This is a genomic window from Dyadobacter sp. 22481 (assembly GCF_052044875.1).
GTDB lineage: Bacteria > Bacteroidota > Bacteroidia > Cytophagales > Spirosomataceae > Dyadobacter > Dyadobacter endophyticus.
In genome coordinates, this window is record NZ_JBQENV010000003.1 from 1,215,586 (window position 1) to 1,233,440 (window position 17,855).

At 49.1% G+C, this 17,855-nt stretch carries 19 protein-coding genes and 1 pseudogene; 8 read left to right on the plus strand and 12 right to left on the minus strand.

Annotated features, from left to right (window positions below; translation table 11 throughout):
- Nucleotides 1-6: 6 nt before the first annotated feature.
- On the plus strand, nt 7-1,287 hold the full coding sequence (locus ACTJJJ_RS23735; RefSeq protein ID WP_188936265.1) for an MFS transporter: 1,281 nt from the start codon (nt 7-9) through the stop codon (nt 1,285-1,287).
- Between the two features lie 69 nt (nt 1,288-1,356).
- Complete coding sequence (locus tag ACTJJJ_RS23740; protein WP_440703219.1) at nt 1,357-1,791, plus strand: nuclear transport factor 2 family protein; 435 nt, start codon at nt 1,357-1,359, stop codon at nt 1,789-1,791.
- A gap of 30 nt (nt 1,792-1,821) precedes the next feature.
- Here the strand turns inward: ACTJJJ_RS23740 and ACTJJJ_RS23745 are convergent, their stop codons facing one another.
- Both ACTJJJ_RS23745 and ACTJJJ_RS23750 read right to left on the minus strand, forming a co-directional pair.
- Nucleotides 1,822-2,508: a PDDEXK nuclease domain-containing protein gene (locus ACTJJJ_RS23745; protein ID WP_440703485.1), complete on the minus strand. Its 687-nt coding sequence runs from the start codon at nt 2,506-2,508 to the stop codon at nt 1,822-1,824.
- Nucleotides 2,500-2,882, minus strand: a pseudogene (locus ACTJJJ_RS23750) (DUF1016 N-terminal domain-containing protein); the annotation flags it as partial. The gene ACTJJJ_RS23745 and the pseudogene ACTJJJ_RS23750, both read right to left, overlap by 9 nt.
- A 142-nt stretch (nt 2,883-3,024) precedes the next feature.
- On the opposite strand from ACTJJJ_RS23750, the gene ACTJJJ_RS23755 reads away from it, so the two are divergent.
- Nucleotides 3,025-3,465: an SRPBCC family protein gene (locus ACTJJJ_RS23755; RefSeq protein ID WP_188936273.1), complete on the plus strand. Its 441-nt coding sequence runs from the start codon at nt 3,025-3,027 to the stop codon at nt 3,463-3,465.
- The gene (locus tag ACTJJJ_RS23760) at nt 3,462-3,794 is read left to right on the plus strand and encodes an ArsR/SmtB family transcription factor (protein ID WP_188936274.1); all 333 of its coding nucleotides are present in this window, start codon (nt 3,462-3,464) and stop codon (nt 3,792-3,794) included. The genes ACTJJJ_RS23755 and ACTJJJ_RS23760 overlap by 4 nt, the downstream gene beginning before the upstream one ends.
- Nucleotides 3,795-3,797: 3 nt before the next feature.
- Here the strand turns inward: ACTJJJ_RS23760 and ACTJJJ_RS23765 are convergent, their stop codons facing one another.
- The 3 genes from ACTJJJ_RS23765 to ACTJJJ_RS23775 all read right to left on the minus strand — a co-directional run bounded on the left by ACTJJJ_RS23765 (nt 3,798) and on the right by ACTJJJ_RS23775 (nt 8,184).
- Complete coding sequence (locus ACTJJJ_RS23765; protein WP_188936275.1) at nt 3,798-5,012, minus strand: ATP-grasp domain-containing protein; 1,215 nt, start codon at nt 5,010-5,012, stop codon at nt 3,798-3,800.
- Between the two features lie 137 nt (nt 5,013-5,149).
- Complete coding sequence (locus tag ACTJJJ_RS23770) at nt 5,150-6,541, minus strand: leucyl aminopeptidase family protein (protein ID WP_440703220.1); 1,392 nt, start codon at nt 6,539-6,541, stop codon at nt 5,150-5,152.
- Between the two features lie 77 nt (nt 6,542-6,618).
- Nucleotides 6,619-8,184 (minus strand): M20/M25/M40 family metallo-hydrolase, encoded by a 1,566-nt coding sequence (locus ACTJJJ_RS23775; RefSeq protein ID WP_440703221.1) that lies wholly within the window; start codon nt 8,182-8,184, stop codon nt 6,619-6,621.
- Nucleotides 8,185-8,329: 145 nt separating this feature from the next.
- Between ACTJJJ_RS23775 and ACTJJJ_RS23780 the strand changes: the two genes are divergently transcribed.
- Nucleotides 8,330-9,253, plus strand: coding sequence for a UbiA family prenyltransferase (locus ACTJJJ_RS23780; protein ID WP_440703222.1), 924 nt, complete (start codon nt 8,330-8,332; stop codon nt 9,251-9,253).
- Between the two features lie 3 nt (nt 9,254-9,256).
- On the plus strand, nt 9,257-9,943 hold the full coding sequence (locus ACTJJJ_RS23785; RefSeq protein ID WP_440703223.1) for a class I SAM-dependent methyltransferase: 687 nt from the start codon (nt 9,257-9,259) through the stop codon (nt 9,941-9,943).
- On the opposite strand, the gene ACTJJJ_RS23790 is transcribed toward ACTJJJ_RS23785, so the two are convergent.
- On the minus strand, nt 9,881-10,780 hold the full coding sequence (locus ACTJJJ_RS23790; protein ID WP_440703224.1) for an EamA family transporter: 900 nt from the start codon (nt 10,778-10,780) through the stop codon (nt 9,881-9,883). The genes ACTJJJ_RS23785 and ACTJJJ_RS23790 overlap by 63 nt on opposite strands.
- A gap of 173 nt (nt 10,781-10,953) precedes the next feature.
- On the opposite strand from ACTJJJ_RS23790, the gene ACTJJJ_RS23795 reads away from it, so the two are divergent.
- Entirely contained in the window at nt 10,954-11,661 is a 708-nt protein-coding gene (locus ACTJJJ_RS23795; protein ID WP_188936284.1) for an outer membrane beta-barrel protein, read from the plus strand.
- Nucleotides 11,662-11,729: 68 nt separating this feature from the next.
- Nucleotides 11,730-12,527: an HAD family hydrolase gene (locus ACTJJJ_RS23800; RefSeq protein WP_188936286.1), complete on the plus strand. Its 798-nt coding sequence runs from the start codon at nt 11,730-11,732 to the stop codon at nt 12,525-12,527.
- Nucleotides 12,528-12,536: 9 nt separating this feature from the next.
- Here the strand turns inward: ACTJJJ_RS23800 and fabF are convergent, their stop codons facing one another.
- The 6 genes from fabF to ACTJJJ_RS23830 all read right to left on the minus strand — a co-directional run bounded on the left by fabF (nt 12,537) and on the right by ACTJJJ_RS23830 (nt 17,841).
- Nucleotides 12,537-13,787, minus strand: coding sequence for a beta-ketoacyl-ACP synthase II (fabF, locus tag ACTJJJ_RS23805; protein WP_426291770.1), 1,251 nt, complete (start codon nt 13,785-13,787; stop codon nt 12,537-12,539).
- 36 nt (nt 13,788-13,823) lie between these two features.
- Entirely contained in the window at nt 13,824-14,057 is a 234-nt protein-coding gene (locus ACTJJJ_RS23810) for a DUF2798 domain-containing protein (RefSeq protein WP_188936290.1), read from the minus strand.
- 49 nt (nt 14,058-14,106) lie between these two features.
- Nucleotides 14,107-14,868: an SDR family oxidoreductase gene (locus tag ACTJJJ_RS23815; RefSeq protein ID WP_188936292.1), complete on the minus strand. Its 762-nt coding sequence runs from the start codon at nt 14,866-14,868 to the stop codon at nt 14,107-14,109.
- A gap of 277 nt (nt 14,869-15,145) precedes the next feature.
- On the minus strand, nt 15,146-15,583 hold the full coding sequence (locus ACTJJJ_RS23820; RefSeq protein WP_188936294.1) for a hypothetical protein: 438 nt from the start codon (nt 15,581-15,583) through the stop codon (nt 15,146-15,148).
- 51 nt (nt 15,584-15,634) lie between these two features.
- Nucleotides 15,635-16,189 carry a DUF2911 domain-containing protein gene (locus ACTJJJ_RS23825; protein ID WP_426291772.1) on the minus strand — a complete coding sequence of 185 codons (555 nt, stop codon included), beginning with the start codon at nt 16,187-16,189 and terminating at the stop codon, nt 15,635-15,637.
- 59 nt (nt 16,190-16,248) lie between these two features.
- Entirely contained in the window at nt 16,249-17,841 is a 1,593-nt protein-coding gene (locus ACTJJJ_RS23830; protein ID WP_440703225.1) for a serine hydrolase domain-containing protein, read from the minus strand.
- Nucleotides 17,842-17,855: the final 14 nt, after the last annotated feature.

Below are 17,855 nucleotides of genomic sequence, written 5' to 3' on the forward strand. Positions count from 1 at the left end.
CTCCGCATGGAGACCCAAAAGACCAGCTACCGCTGGCGCGTGGTGGCGCTGCTATTCTGCGCAACGACCATCAACTATCTCGATCGCCAGGTGCTCGGCCTTCTCAAACCGACACTGGAAGCCGATTTCGGCTGGACGGAGTCCGATTTCAGTCATATTGTAATGGCATTTCAAGCGGCCTACGCATTCTCGCTGATCGGCTTCGGGGCTATTATCGATAAGATAGGCACCAAAATAGGCTATGTCATTTCGGTTGTCGTGTGGAGTATCGCGGCTATGCTGCACGCCGTCGCGACGGGAACATTCAGCTTTGGCTTCATGCGTGCTATACTTGGGCTCGGCGAGGCAGGAAATTTCCCCGTGGCGATCAAGGCTACCGCCGAATGGTTTCCAAAGAAAGAACGGGCATTGGCGACCGGTATTTTCAACTCAGGGGCTAACATCGGCGCGGTGGTAGCGCCTATCATGGTCCCATGGATTTTGGGGGCATACGGGTGGCAGGAAGCGTTTCTCATTACCGGGGCGCTCGGATTTGTGTGGCTGATATTCTGGTGGCGCTATTATGAGCTCCCTGCAAAGCAAAGCCGCATCAACCAGGCCGAATTCGACTACATCCACAGCGACAACGAACCCGACACGAGCAAGGAAGCACCTGTTAAATGGTTGGAATTGTTCAAAATTCGCCAAACCTGGGCATTTGTATTTGGCAAAATGCTTACCGATCCTATCTGGTGGTTTTTCCTTTACTGGCTACCTTCCTATTTCGCGGAAGCATTTAAACTGAATCTTTCAAAGCCAAGCCCGGAACTGGTGATCGTGTACACGGCAACCACCATTGGCAGCATTGGCGGCGGGTATTTGTCAGGCTATTTTATCAAAAAAGGATGGCCCATTTTCCGGGCGAGGAAGACGTCCATGCTGATTTTCGCATTCCTTGTCACGCCGATTATGGCCGCTCAATATACGACCAACATCTGGCAGGCCGTTGTGCTGATCAGTCTGGCGGCAGCCGCGCACCAGGCGTGGAGTGCAAATATTTTTACAACGGCCTCCGACATGTTCCCTAAAAAGGCTGTAAGTTCGGTCGTCGGAATCGGCGGAATGGCCGGATCAGTAGGTGGTATCCTGTTTCCTCTTTTGGTAGGGATCATTCTGGACAACTACAAGGCAGCCGGAAACATCGGCGGAGGTTACAACATCATTTTCATCATCTGCGGGTTCGCATACCTGCTCGCATGGGGCGTAATGCACGTATTTTCGCCAAAAATGGAGCGGGTTGATATATAGTTGGCCGCAGACCATGGACCGCTGACCGCCGATCGGAAGACGTAAATTATCCTAATTCCTTATTAATCAATGAAAAAAACACTTTTGCTCCTCGCATTCCTTTTGATAGGCAATGCATTTATTTTCGCTCAAAGCGCCGATGAAAAAGCCGTTGCCGCAACTGTTGAAAAGCTAAAAGCTGCGATCATCAGCGCCAATGAGGCCGATTTGAAAAAGTTAACCTCGCCTTCGCTCTCCTATGGCCATTCCAACGGCCTTTTGGAAGATCAGAAGGAGTTCATTCGTGCGCTGGTGAGCGAAGATTCCAAATTCACCAAAATCGATCTTAGCGAGCAAACCATCTCCATCTCAGGCGACGTCGCATTGGTTCGTCACAAGCTTTTTGGTGACACCCACAACAAGGGGAAAGACCCTGCGCAGGTGAAGCTCGGTGTGTTCATGGTATTTCAAAAAGTAAAGGGAAGCTGGGTGCTGCTGGGTCGCCAGGCATTCAAGCTGGTTTAAACCGTTTTAAATAATATTAAAGCGGGTCTGCTAATTGTTTGGCAGGCCCGCTTTTGTATTGGTATAATCGCGTTGCTCCATTTTATGCCGCGCGATCTCTACTGCCTTATGTAGCTTCTCCTGCAAGATCTGCTGTGAAGGCAGGGCCGTCAGGTAATCCGCGACCCGGATATTGCTTTTATCCAGCTGCATCAATTCAATATGTTCGCTGCTTTTTCCCGAGCAGAGAATCAGCCCAACCGGATCGTTCTCTCCTTCGATTTTCTCATACTTTTCCAAAAACCGCAGGTAAAGCTCCATTTGTCCTTTAAAACCCGCTTCAAATTCGCCCATTTTCAGGTCGACCACCACCAGGCATTTCAACCGCCGGTGATAGAACAGCAAATCGATAAAATAATCACGGTGATCGATAGTAATGCGCTTCTGCCGCGCCATGAATGCGAAATCGGTGCCCATTTCAATAATGAAGCGCTGCAATTCGACGATAATCGACGCTTCGAGGTCTTTTTCCGAGTAGGCGTCCTTCAAACCGAGGAAGTCGAGAAAATAGGGGTCTTTGAAAACCAGGTCGGGGTTTAGTTTTTGCTCGTTTTTCAGCAATTGTAGCTCGCTAATAATCAATTCCTCCGGCTTTTTACTGATGGCGGTCCGTTCGTAGAGCATGGATTGGATGCGCTCCTGTAATTGACGTGACGACCATCTTTCAAGTTTACACATTTCGATGTAGAATTCACGTTTCAAAGCACCTTCTATGTATATCAACGTTTTCAATGTGTCCAGCTTAATTGTCTCCGCAGTGCGGAGACAATTGATTCGTCCGGAAAAACGGAGGCAAACTTCGAACAGTGTAACAAATGTTTCATGCTCCAACCCTGACCATAATCTACAATTAGCTTTAAACTCAGCTCGCGTAGTACTTTTTTCCCATACTCCGCCCTATTTTCCTTCAAAATTTCCTGATTTACCTGCTTACCAACCCGATAATGCAGCAAGGTTATTTCGGCATTCACCGCCAATGCAGCATTCCTCCTACTTTCTTCAATAAGTTGTTTCACTGCGCCTAGCAATTCCGATGTTTCAATATCTTTCATAATAATGCGTGTGATTTAAGTCCACCCATTTAGACGCTCGATCTCTATTTTGGTAACGCGCGACTACAAAATTTTTTTCACATCAATAATTACGTAACAAAAAAGTTACATATAAATTTGTGTAATAAAAAGGTTACGCTTTATGAAACGTGATATCAAACTCAAGTGGTTTTACCCTTACCCGCCGGAAATGATCTGGGAGTGCCTTACTAATCCTGAGATTCTTACCAAATGGAGCCCGATGAAGGATTTCAAACCGGAGATTGGGTTTGAATGCCAAACGCAGCAAAAGCCGCGGCCTGCGCAGAATTGGGATGGGATTATGTACCACAAAATTCTGGAAATCGACCCTCTGAAAAAGCTATCTTATAGTTTTAAGGGAGGGCCAAAACCCGGTGTTACTACGCTTGACACCGTCGTAACATGGATTTTGGAACCCAAAGACGGAGGTACCGAGCTCCGCCTCGAACATACCGGATTTACAGGCCCGAAAAATGTGCTGACGAGCTTCATTATGGAAATGGGTTGGAAGAAAATCGTTAATAAAGCATTCAAAAAAGCTTTTGAGGAGCGATTCGCATGAGCATAGAAACAGTAGACGCCTTTCAGGCCCTCGCGGATCCGGGGCGGAGGGAAATATTGATGATGGTCGCCAAAGAAAAACGCTCGATTAACGCGATCGCGGAAAATTTCGATATCAGCCGTCCGGCGGTTTCCAAACACATCAAAATCCTGCAAAATGCGGGATTTATAAATATCGAGGAAAAAGGCCGCGAACGATATTGCGTGTTGAACCAGAGCGGTTTCAGCGAAGTTCAGCAATGGATTAGTACATTCGAACAATATTGGACGGCTCAATTCCGAAGCCTGGAAAGCTACCTGGCGGCGAATGTTCCTGTCCCGAAAAAATAGCCGTCAATGCGCCGGTTTCTTCGGCGCGGGTGCGGAAGCATGGTACTTCTTCTGGACTATCGCAGCATATTTATCCATCAGTTCCAGCACCTTGTCGCGGGATTTGGACCTTACGACCAACCCGACATGGTGCGGTTCGTTCATTCGCCACACGATTTCAGGATCGTTGAAAACCGACAGGTCCGGCCATTCCTGGCGCGCAAGCGAGATGATAATACCTGAATACTCTTTCCTTACAGGCGGCAACTTGTAGTTTTCCCCCTTTGCCTCCGCGGTTTCCATCCGCGCCCATTCTTTCCAGAGGTTAATACCCGACGCCGCGTCCACCATTTCGGACAGATGTGCGCCGCCGACGCGGGATGATGTTTCGAGAAAATAGTATTTGCCGTCGTCATGGCAGCGGATCACTTCGGTATGTGATGCACTGTGTTTCAATCCGAAAGCTTTGAGCAAATCCACGGCGAGCGTCTGCAATGCATGTTCTTCGGACGAGTCGAGCGGCACGGTAACGGAGCGAAATATACCGCCGCCATGCGCTACATCGAATGGCGGTGCGAGGTATTTGCTGTTCCAGGAAAATATAACGATCCCGTTGTAGGAGATCGAATCGACGTGATAGACATCGCCCGGCTTATATTGTTCGACGAGGTAGGCGTGGCGTTTATCTCCCAATTCATGGATCGTGTTCCAGAGTTCCTCGGCTGTGCTCAGCTTTTGAATCCCCAGCGCCGAAGCTTCCGATCGTGGTTTGATCATCCATGGCCCGGGATACTTTTCGATGAACCGGTTGACCTGATCATCATTAAAAAGTGCCGAGAAACCGGGGACGAGAATGCCCGATTCCAGCGCTTTCGTACGCATTGCCAGCTTATCGCGGAAATAGCGGCCGGTCGTTTGCCCCATTCCCGGAATGCGAAAATATTCACGGATATGCGCGGCTTTCTCCACATCGAAATCATCCAGCGCCACCACGCGGTCGATCGGGCGGGTGCGCATGACGTATGCGAGGCCGGTGATGATCTCGTTCATGTTATAAGCCCCGTCTTCCCCCTCTTCCACATAGAAAAACTCATCCACGGCCTCCCTGACCCAGGGTTTATTTTCCAGTTTTTTAGCAGTGATCAGAAAAACCCTGTTGCCGGCGTCTTTCAGAGCCTTCAAAAAGTCGTTGCCTTTGAAATAGGTGGAAATGCAGAGAAAAGTAAGAGTTGGGGTCATAAAACGTAATTTGGTGGACGTTAGCGGGATTCATGGATAAGTATTACCACGAAGCACATGTTCTCAAATTCAGCAAAAAGAACCATTTTGGCAAGAAAAGGCCGGGTTAAATTTCCGCAACAACCCGGGCATCGTTGTTAGCCGCCCAGCTTAGTCAGGTAAGCGATCAGCAGCCTGACACCATAGGCCGTTCCGGCTCGGCCGGGTGCAAACTCGGTATCTCCGAATGCAGTACCCGCGATGTCCAGGTGCGCCCATGCCTGGTGCCCGTCGGTAAATACTTCCAGAAATTTGGCTGCCACAATCGCGCCGGCGAGTGGTTTACCATGGTAGTTCTTTACATCCGCAATATCGGAGCTGACCTCTTCCTTGTATTCATCCCAAACCGGCAGGCGCCACAAACGCTCCCCGGTTTCATCGGCTGCCTCGGTGAGCGCCGCCGCAAGATTGTCATTGGGTGTAAAAAGCCCTGCTGCCTCGTAACCAAGCGTCTGGATGATGCTACCCGTGAGCGTCGCCAGGTCGATGAGTACATCCGGCTGATATTGTTTGACGGCATAATTCAGGCCGTCGGCAAGAATAAGCCTACCCTCCGCGTCGGTATCGATCACCTCGATGGTTTTACCTGCGTAAGAACCGATTACATCACCCGGCTTCATCGCCGAGCCATCGACGGAATTTTCCGTAGATGGTATCACACCGATAATTCGAACCGGCAGTTTCAGCTGCGCAGCCAACTCAACCGTGCCCAAAACCGCCGCTGCACCCCCCATATCGCTTTTCATCAAATGCATATTGGCCGAGGGTTTGATGGAAATACCGCCCGTATCGAATGTGACGCCTTTGCCCACAAGCGCCACTGTTTGAGTATAATGCTGCGGTTTGTATTCCGAAACGATCATTACAGGTGGCTCGTCGCTCCCCTTATTCACAGCCAGCAGTGCGTGCATACCTTGCTCTTCCAGCTGACTTTTCTCCAATATCTCAACCGAATACCCGTTCTCCGCTCCGGACTTCCGGGCCCATTCGGCCAGTGTTGCAGGTTTTTTATAATTGGAAGGTGCATTCATCAGGTCCATCATGCGCATTTGCACTAAAGCCGTTTTCAAAGCATTCTCCGCCGACAGTTTGACCTCCGAACCTTCATCAGCCAAAATCGAGAGTATACCCGATTTGAAAAACTCACTCACTGCTTTCGGTTCGGTCTTGTACAGTTGCAGGTCATAACCGCCCAACACAATGCCATTCACCGCATTACCGACCCACGCTGCGTCACGCCCGCGTGCGTCGAGGGTAATGTGCGACGGCCAGCGGTCTTTTCGTTTAAAAAAAACTGACCGGAAAATTTTCGTGATCGCAGGAAGTTTAGGAGTTTTCCCCAATCCTACCCACAGTTCTTTCGAAGAATACCACCACAATTCCCCTTTCTCTCCTTTAAACATCTCTTGATTGGCGGGCCCGGCATCCTGGCCGAATGGGCGGATGATCAGAATGTCTTCGTCTGGCTCGTGTATGATCGCTATTTGCATGGTGTCGGGAATTCGGTTTAATAAAAAAAGCAAAGACAATACTATGCCTTTGCTTTCAAAAATAGGTTACGGGGAAATTAATCCAGTCCGCCGCGGCGTGTGGGCTTGCGTGGTTCTGGCCATGTGCCGGGTACACCTTTCGCGTCGACGGGTAAAATGCTTTTTTCGCGAGATGTTTTAGCAGGATCCTCGCTGGCCTGGTAAGCCAGGATCGCTGCCAGGATCGCATTGCCCCGAACGTCGTCGAACACGATCTTATCATAAGTATCCCGGTTGGTATGCCAGGTATAGGTGCCGTACGACCAGTTCAACGAGCTGAGTGAAAACGCCGGAGCGCCAGCCGCTACAAACGACGCGAAATCGGAGCCGCCGGTGCCGGGAGCTCCGGGGAATTTGGTCTCGATAGGCGTGCGGATCGGTTCGGGGACTTTGGAAAGCCAGCGGGAAATGTATTCATAGGCATTTAAAAAGCCTTGCCCGGAGAGGTTAACCACCCTACCCGTGCCATTATCCTGATTAAATACTGCCTGGATATTCTGAACAATTTCGGGGTGGTCTTCCACGAATGCGCGGGAGCCATTCAGCCCCTGCTCCTCGCTTCCCCAGTGTCCTACGAGAATAGTTCTCTTGGGATTGGGATATACTTTTTTCAGAATACGCATGGCTTCCATCATCACCAGCGTGCCGGTACCATTGTCGGTAGCACCCGTTCCGCCATCCCATGAGTCGAAATGCGCGGAGAGAATTACGTATTCGTTTGGCTTTTCGGTGCCTTTGATCTCCCCTACCGTATTGAATGTCTGACTTACTCCCGTTTCTTTCGCATCCGCACGCACGCTGATCTTCGGTGTATGCCCCGATTCGGCCAGGCGGTAAAGCAATCCGTAATCTTCGAGCGAAATATCAACCGTCGGAATGGCTTTGGTATAAGCCCCAAAAATTTTATTAGCCCCAAAACCCTTTGACCAATACGACATTACCACACCTGCCGCACCAGCCTTCTCCAATGCAAGCGGTAATGCCCGGGAAGTGTAGCCAGTCTTTTTCAAACGATTAGCCCAGGCTTCGGTTTGCGCCTCGCGTTCCTTCTTCATTTTCTCGAATGACTCCTTGGTACCAAATTCTTGCCAGTTATAATCCGGTCGGCCGGTGGGCTGATTCATGCTGATAAGCACAAATTTACCCTTTACGGACGGCAGCCATTTCTGAAACGCTACCGAATCAGCCACGTCGGGCAGGATCACTACCTCGGCAGTTACCGTTTTGCCGTTCGTTCCCGGGCTCCACGCAAGTTGCATTCCTTCGAGTGATTTCACACGCGGTGCCACCATATCAATATGCGACACACCGCGCTCCCAACCGCGCCATTCACCCCATTTTTCATTTTTTGCCGTGATATTCCAGCCTTTGTATTTGGCCACGGCCCATTCGTGCGCCTGCTGCATTTGGGGCGATCCCACGAGTCTGGGCCCGATGACGTCCATCAGCTCATGGCCTAATTTTTCAAGTTGTGAATTTTCGGTCGCTTCCTTCACGATGTTTTCAACCACCGGGTCTTTCCTGACCGGCTCTTTACTTTGCGCAAAAACAAAATTGGCCTGACTCGAAAGACAAAGGGTCAGGAGTAAATAGATTTTTTTCATGTAATTGGTGGTTTAAGAAATATCGTTGCCTAATGTAGGAAATCGCTATGATGCTTTCCGCACGCTCTTAAAAAATTCTAAATTCATATTTTAATTATATTATTCCAATGCCGAGCATTCACCGGACGCTGGTTCACAGGCAGATATGTTAAACAGGATTACTGCATTCGTATTTTTTGCCAATTACTTCGTTGGATTACTGGCGGTGGCATTATCCGTTGAAACTGCCTTTCAGCTTAACATCCCGCTCAACTCCCCTGTCTATTACATTCTACTGTTCTGCACGACGGTTTTTTATTACACCATTGCCTATTCAGGGCCGGTTGTTCCGAAAGTTTCTGCCAACCCGAGAACGGAATGGTACCGATTGCATTACCGGTTCGTGCGAATCAGCCAGGTGATTCTGTTCAGCATTTGTGCGCTACTGGGAAGTTGGTACCTGGTACAAAATCTCAATGGGCTACTGCATTTCCCCCTCCATTTCTGGCTGGTTTTGTCGGTGGTGCCGCTGGCAGCAGTGCTGTATTATGGCTTACTTCCAAAATCGCTCATTTCCTTTAACCTGAGGCGGACAGGCTGGCTGAAAGCATTTGTGATCGGGTTCGTATGGGCCGGATGCGTGAACCTTTTCCCGGTGGCGGCATTGAAAATCGAGCAGGACATCACGGCCGTGGAACCTTTGCTCATGCTCTGGCTTTTTACCAAAAACTGGATGTTTTGCACCGTCAACGCCATTATGTTCGATATGAAGGACTATGAAGATGACGCGAATATTCAGTTGAAAACATTTGCGGTAAGGATGGGCCTTCGGAATACGATCTATGTCGTGCTGATACCCCTTCTGCTCATCGGGCTGTTTGCTTTTCTTGCATTTGCGATTTACCAACATTTCGGCATTCCCACGATACTCTTCAATATGGTGCCGTTTGTTTGCCTGCTCGCTGTCGCATTTTCTCTTCAGCGGCGGCAAAGCATTTTGTTCTACCTCATTGTGATCGACGGTTTGTTGCTCGTAAAAGCATTATGTGGGATAGCCGGAAGCCTTTTCGCACACCAAAACCTGCACTAAGCCATGGTAAACAACTACGACCGCATTGCCGGAAACTATGACAGGCTAAGCAGGCTGATGTTCGGCAAAGCCATCATTCGTGCACAGCAATCGTTATTGCCGCTCCTGACGCCTCCCGCACGCATGCTCATCGTAGGCGGAGGAACGGGCTGGATACTGGAAGAAATTGCAAGAGTTTGTCCGTCCGGATTGACGATTGATTATGTGGAAATCTCTTCAAATATGCTGGACCTTGCCCAAAAAAAGGATTTGAGAGACAACAAGGTCACATTCATCCACGCAGCCATTGAAGATTACCTCGCTTCCGCGGCCTACGAGGTCGTGATGACGCCCTTTCTTTTCGACAATTTTAGTCCTGAGCGTGCACGGACAGTCTTTCAAAAATTGAATAATATGCTTGAAAACGGTGCATTATGGCTTTTTACCGACTTTCATATAGACAAAGACCTGAACCGCCTGTGGCAGAAAGCCTTGTTGCGGTCTATGTATTTATTCTTCAAAAATATTAGTCATGTGGAAGCCGATCAATTGCCTGATATGCCAACACTTTTTGACCGTAACGACTATCATTTGACACTTGAAACCTTCCATTTCGGCGGTTTTATCCGCTCGGCTGCTTACCGCAAATCAGGCGACGGCGGCACGTCTCCGACCGAAGATAAACCGCTCATTGAAAATGATGATCGATAGCAGGATCAGCGAGTAGGCCGTGATCTGCGTAGTGTTGATGGGTTCGTGGAAGTAGAACAGTGCAATGGCGAAGTTCATCAATGGATTGATATACAACAAAATACCCATTGTCGATGAGGTTACCCCCTGCAGTGCGTACAGATTCATAAACAGCGGAATGATCGTAAAAACGGCGGCTATCAGTGTGATCAGTATGTAAAATGAAGCCTCTGTCGGCAGCGCGGCGCTATATTTTGGATAAAAAGGCAGCAGTAGCAATGCCGAGAAAATAATCTGGATCGTGAGCACGAGGAACTTGTCGATCCCCGTATTCTTGCGCTGGCTAACGAGGTAAAGAGCATAGGAAGCTGCTACGATCAGGCTATACAAAATATCGGCTATGTTATTAAATGACAACAATATACAACTCAATACGCTTAGCAATACGGCCGTCCATTGCCATTTACTCAGTTTTTCATCCAGCACGAAAAACGCGATCACGGTCGTCATGATCGGGCAGACAAGATATGCGAACGAGGCGGCTTTCACGCTGATGTGGTTCATCACATAAATGAAGAAAAACCAGTTGGCGGTCAGCAGCACGCCGCCGATCAACGTGAGGAATGCCACCTGCCGTTTCCGCGCCACAGGCATTGCTTTAAATGCCGCAATGCTGTCTCTCAGCACTTTCACCCGTACAAACAAGCTGATCACCGCCATCACAGCAGCACACATGAACACGCGGTAAAAAAGGATATCGAGCGACGGATAACCCTTCAATGGTTTGAGGGCCAGACTAAAAAAGCCCCAGATCAGAAACGAAATAAATGCGGTGAGGTAGTACTTTGAAAATTTCATCAGGCTGTCGATGTGGTGTGGACCGTGATTTTGAAACAGCAAAAAATGCAGTCGGGTTCGTGCCATTTCCCCTGAAAGTAATATTGATCTTCGAAAATTAACTTTTTCAGAATCCAACCGTTGGTTGACCTATCGTGTCAATCAGACAGTTTCCATTCCAAAAACCCAGGTCCATGAAAATTCTTTACGTCCTTCCATTCCTATTGTTTTGCAAGATCAGTCTCGCACAGCGCACCACCTTTTCTGTCGGACTTAACAGCGGAATTTCGCGCTTTGCCGGCCCTAGCGCGGAAAAGACGACTTCGTCCAGTACTGGTGGTCCTTTCTGTAATTGCGCTATGCGCGAAGCCAGCTATCTGGGCAGCGTGCCCGCTGCTACTTACGGTGCAAGCCTGGCTGTGCAGCACGAGTACAAAAATCACTTCCTGTTGGGACTGGAAGCCGGCTACGAGAACCTCCGTACACGGATCAATATCGAACAATACCAGATCGACGATATGATCTTCAATACCGAAAACGCGTATAGCATTACCAGGAATCATTTCATCAACATTTTCCCAAGTGCAGGGTATAATTTTCCATTGGCCGAGGATCTGAACCTTTCGCTCCGCGGCGGTGCAGATTTAGGTATAGGTCTGAGCAGTTCCAGCCGTCTGGTTATACGCGACATATTCGAAGATGACCAACACGCCGACCGCGATGGCCTCGCGCCCGGGCTTGACTTCCGTCCCAGGATCGAGGCGAAAATATCCGGCAAACGGCTCGGCCTGACCGTCAATTACTCGCACGGGGTTACGAACTGGCTTAACGGCTGGGCAGGCGGCCCTACCGAGCTCTACATGCGCGTCGTCCGGGTGGGCGTGCAATACAGGTTATTCTAAAAAAGCAGTAAAAGAGGAACCATAGTCGGCTTATTTGGCTTGATTGATAAGGCAATATTTAATCAAGTATGACATTTTCTGACATCCGGCTGGTGGCTACCGATATGGACGGTACGCTTTTGAACTCCAAACACGAAATCCACGAATCCTTTTTTCCCGTTTTCAGAAAACTCAAAGATCACGGAATCATTTTTGTGGCAGCCAGCGGTCGTCAGTATTTCAACCTCGCCAAAACCCTCGATGCGGTAAAGGACGAGGTCATTTTTGCGGCGGAAAATGGCAGTTATGTCGTTTTTAAAGGTGAAGAAATCCACATTCAGGCCGTCGATCCCGAGATTACCCGCGAGCTGATATTGATTTCAAGAAAGATCAAAAACACTTATCCGATCATTTGCGGGAAGAAAAAGGCCTACGTTGAAAATGACGATGAGGAGTTTATCAATCACCTCAAACTCTATTTTGAAAGATATGAGGTGGTGAACGACCTGCTCGAAATCACCGACGATCAGTTTCTGAAATTCACACTGTGCGATCTGGCCGGCTCCGAAGTGAACAGCTACCCGCATTATAAAAAATACGAAGAGGACCTGCAAGTGAAAGTTTCCGGGCCGATCTGGCTGGATATTTCGCACAAAAAGGCCAACAAAGGTCGTGCAATGGAAGTTTTGCAGGAAAAATTCAATGTCACTGCAGGGCAGACAATGGTTTTCGGCGATTACCTCAACGACCTCGAAATGCTCGAAAAGGCACATTACTCCTACGCCATGGCGAATGCGCACCCGGATATCAAAAAAATAGCCCGTTTCATCGCCAAAAGCAACGATGAAAACGGGGTAGTAGAAATCCTTTCGGAAATCACGGAGTAAGGCAATGCCCTACTCCGTATATTTTTTGAATATGGAAGTCGCCGTATGCCCACCGAAACCGAAGGTGTTGTTCAGCGCGTAATTCACGGTCTGGTTCAGCGATTTGCCGAGCACGATATTCATACCTTCGGGAATCGCCTCGTCGAGGTTTTCGGTATTGATCGTACCCGGAATGATATCGTTCTTCACCGCCAGGGCACAAACGATGCTTTCCAGTGCTCCCGCCGCGCCCAACAAGTGGCCGGTCATCGATTTGGTAGCGCTGATCGCCACCGGATGATCCCCGAACACGGTTTTCATGCCTTGCAGCTCGCTCATATCGCCCAATCCGGTTGAAGTCGCGTGCGCATTCACGTAGTCGATCTTGTCGGCTGTAATACCCGCTTCTTTCAGAGCCTTTTTCATACCTAATGCGGCTCCCATACCGTCTGGAGGCGTGCCGGTGAGATGGTAAGCATCAGCAGCCATGCCGCCGCCGACGATTTCGGCATATATTTTGGCGCCTCTCGCTTTGGCATATTCCAGGTCTTCGAGGATCAATGCCGCCGCGCCTTCGCCCATGACAAAACCGTCACGGTCTTTGTCAAATGGCCTGGAAGCGGTTGCCGGATCGTCGTTTCTTTTGGAAAGTGCCTGCGCTGCGCTGAAACCGCCCAATGCAGAATAAATGATGGCCGCCTCCGAACCACCGGCGACCATCAGTTTGGCTTTACCCATCCGGATCGTATCGAACGCGCTGATCAATGCCGTGTTGGAAGAGGCACAGGCCGAAACGGTACAATAGTTGGGCCCATGCAGCTTGTGGCGGATCGAGATAACGCCCGCCGCAATGTCCACAATCATTTTGGGAATAAAGTAGGGATTGAAACGCGGTATGCCGCCCGATGCGTGAAATTCCAGCAGTTGGTCTTCAAAAGTGCCCATCCCGCCGTTTCCTGTCGCCCAAATCACGCCCATATCATAACGGTCTTCCACATCGATATTCGCGAAATCCAGTCCGGCATCCTTAATCGCCGTGTCCGACGCCGCAATCGCGTATTGGGTATGCAAGTCGTATTTTTTGATCTCTTTCTTCTCGATATAATCTTCGGGCTTGAAGTCTTTCACTTCGCAGCCGAACTGCGTTTTGAATTTGGAAACGTCTATTTTCGTAATGGTAGCAGCACCGCTTTTACCATCTACAATATTTTGCCAGAATTCGTCCACAGAATTCCCCAGCGGAGAAATAACCCCCAGGCCGGTAACTACTACTCTTTTCATACAGTTTGGTTGTTTGATCCAAGACATCAGGAGCGTTTAGTCAACCTCCTGAGTCAGTGTATCTTTGAAGATATCGTCGACCATTTTCTGCACCTTCGGGCCAATCAGCAGGATTGCCGGGATGACGATCAGATACGACATGCTCCAAGATTTGAGCCAAATCACCAAAAAATTGGCAACAAATCCAATATTTACAGAAATCAAAGCGAAGGAAATTATCCCCGTCGTAACAACTCCCATAATCATGGCGAAAGCGATTTTCTGTCTCATGTCGGATGTGATTTTTGTGAATTGAAGGTTACATTCTATGACTGGCTCCTCAGGCAGTTTGGAGGTCTACACCCGGGTTCATTGCCTGCAAAGCGGCTGCTGGATTGCTCAAAAAGAGGTTGAAAACGTCGGCAGTACGGCCCGTCAGGATTTCGTAAGTATTGTTTTCAAACGCTTCCACGAGTTCGTCGGCTACTTGTTTGGCTGGTATACCGTTGGTTGCGCCACCAATTTCAGCGGAGAACTCGGTGTCCACCAGTGGAGGCAGGATTTCGAATACCTGGATGTTGGTTGATTGACCAAGCGTAATGCGAAGCGATTGCGTGTAGGAGTGCAATGCGGCTTTGCTTGCTGCATAGGTAGGCAGAAAGTGGTTCGGAACAAGGCCAGCGATGCTCGAAACCGTTACAATGGCAGCTTCGTCTGCTTTTTTCAGCAATGGCAGCAACTTCTGGTTCAGACGGATAATGGCCAGGTAGTTGGTAACGATTTCTTCCTCGGCCAGCGTTGCCGCGTCCGCTTCACCGTCCAGACGGTAGTAGGATGCTTTGCCTGCATTGTTGATCACGACATTCAGTTCGGGAAATTCATTTTCCAGACGGGCCACAAACGCATCAGTAGATGCCTTATCGACCACATCGAAAACAATTGGTGTTACATTGGTAAGCTGCGTAGCTGCTTTTTGCAAACGTTCCTCATTGCGACCGGTGATGATCACGTGGTTACCTTTTGCAGAAAATGCTTTTGCGAATTCTAAACCGATACCGGCACTTCCGCCAGTGATCAATATGGTGTTTCCAGTAGTTTTCATTGCTTTTTAAAGTTTAAATATACCAATCGGTATTTTATTTTCGAAAATTAAAACCGGTGTTCTGCCGGCGTTTTTTATGAATCGGAATTCACATGACAAAAATATACTGATTGGTATATTTTTCCAAGAAAAACCTTGAAAACTTTTTAAAACTCTTTCCAAATTTGACAAAAACGGCCCCGCTGCTCTCAATTCGAGGCCAGCAATGTAAAAAGCTGGTGAGGAGCTTCAAAACTCCCAACCAGCTTTTTACATTAATAAACCAGTTATCCGTCGGCTATACAAGCCCTCTTTCCTTCAAAACAGCTTGCTCATCACCGGTAATGTATGCAAACACTTTCAGCGTCTCATTCAAATGTTGCAGGAAGTAGATCACGCTGAACTCGATGGAACCCGGCTCGCCGTCCTTTTCATAAAACGACTCCCAATACACTTCCACCATGTGATGCAGCTCATTCAGCTCGGTAATGTCCAGCTGCCTGATTTCCATTTTGGTAATACCGATGGACCGGTAAAAATCATAGCCTTTCGGTACACGGTCGAGGAAATCCTGATCGTTTTTGCCGCCTATAATTCCCATCGGGCTCGCTTCGACGAAGAAATCGGCGAATGCGGTGGCAGTGCCTTCCGCTACCGCATTGCCGGCCAACCCTTCGGCAAACCGCTTTTCGTATGCTTCAAAAAATTGTTCGATCTGATCATTGATATCTACCATGTGATAAATCCATTAGTTGAGATATCGACGCGGAGAAAGAACCGTGCCACCTCAGAACGACACCGGCACTTCTACGATTGTTGTCTCCCAACCCAGGAACAGCTTCGCCGACTTATCGGAAACCTTTTCAAATACAATCGAAAAGTTTTCGATCGGAGCATCTGCCTTTTTTACCGGCGCCGTCACCCGCAGCACGTCGTTAGCTTCCTTGTATTTGAAAGCACCCCAGTAGTCGACGTCGGAGCTGAGAATGATGGTCCATTCCTTTTCGTTCGGAATTGCAAACAGCGAGTAAGTGCCCGCTTTCACTTTTTTGCCACCGAAAGTCGCATCCTCATAAAATCTGATCTCCGTTGATTCGTCCGCGCCCAGGCGCCAAACCTTACCGTAAGGTTCTTTTTTACCAAAAATTTCACGTCCATTCAAAAACGGCCGGCTGTACGAAATCTTCACCAATGCCTTTTCGCCCTCTTTGCGATCATGCGCAAAATGGTCCGGGAAATACGCGATATCACGCGGGCTCTTATCCAGTCCCCTGAATTTTTGCGCATTCGCCCCGAATGCAATCACCGTCATCAAAAGGGCCAGGAAAATGTTCTTTTTCATATTGTGGTTTTTGTTAAAAATTTGAATGCTAATGATATGAAAAACTTTCGAGTATGAGATCACGCAATCGCCTTGCCACTCAAAACCGGCCGGGGGTCTTTCGTATTGCCGATAATCGCAAGGCTCCTTTTAAACTCAACCTGCAAATTATCTCCTTCAAATTTGCACCGTACAGTCTCGTAATGGGCGGTTTCGATGAAACGCCATGTCATCTCGAATGTCGTGTCGTCGATCCAGGCGCCGTTGGCGGCGATTTTGGTTTTCTTCTCGCCGGGAACGGGGGTTAGTACGAGTTTGAGTGGCATAGTCGACAAATCGGTAAGACCGATTTTCCAGTTGCCCAAACCATTTACCACGAGGTGCTCGCCCTTGTCGTCGGTGACGCGGAACAAGCACCAGCCTTTATCAAATTCGAAGGATACCTTGTTAATTTCCAATTCATTCTCCGCCAGTTTAAAAGACCTGCCATTCATTTTTGCAGCAAGATCGGAAGCCGGTTTTCCGGGCGTAAGCGGCAATGCGAGTGAGCCCAGCTTCTTTTGCATTTCGGACTGAACGCCTTTGTCGGCTGGAACACCAGTCGCCTTCACGGTTGGTAGTATATGGTTCCACACGTGGTTCAAAATGGCCTGCATGTCGCCGGTCTCGCTGGTAATGGCCACTACCATATCCTCCTTCGGCATCACAATGCAATATTGCCCGAAAGCACCGTCGCCGCGATAGGCACCGTTCCGGCAACGCCAGAACTGGTAACCATAGCCTTGCTGCCAGTCGTCGTCCTCGGGCTTGCGGTTGCTGCCTTTCGACATAATATGCGAGCGCGTAGCTTCCTCTACCCACGCGGCGGGAAGAATGCGTTTGCCATTGTATTCGCCTTTTTGCAGATACAACTGCCCAAATTTAGCAATATCCTCCGTTTTCACCCTTAACCCCCAACCGCCGGTATTAATGCCCTTCGGATCCACTTCCCAATCCACATCCTCGATCACGAGCGGCTGAAAAAGGCGCGGTTTGAGGTATTCGAGCAGTGTCTGACCGCTCAATTTTTGAATGATGGCCGACAGCATATAAGTAGCACCGCTATTGTACACAAAGAATGTCCCCGGCTCGTGCTCGACGGGCTGTGCGAGAAACGACTTCACCCAGTTGTCGCTACCGGATTCACGCAGTTTACCTGTCGTGTCCTTATCATGGCCTGTCGACATACTAAGCAGATCGCGGACGCGCATCGCTGCCAGGTTGGCGCTCACGGTTGCAGGTTTGTCGTCCGGAAAGAACGAAATGACTTTGTCATCCACTTTTAGCTTGCCCTCGGCCACGGCAAAGCCAATAGCGCTGGAAATGAAACTTTTACTGAGAGAGTATAATGTATGTTTCAAATCGGGGGCATAGGGTGCCCACCAGCCCTCGGCTACCACTTTTCCTTGTCGGAGGACCATCAGGCTGTGCAAGTTCAATCGATCTGCCTCCACGGCATTAGCAAAGTCCAGAATACCTTTGGCCGACATTCCCTGTGACTCCGGCGAGCTGCGCGGCAATTGGCCGTAGCTGAGCGAAGATGCCCAGGCCGAAGCCGGAATAGCGCTTATTACGCCCAATTGTAAGGCGCCTATTCCCAAATGTTGAAGGAATTCCCTGCGGTTGTATGACATGGTTGTTATAAAGG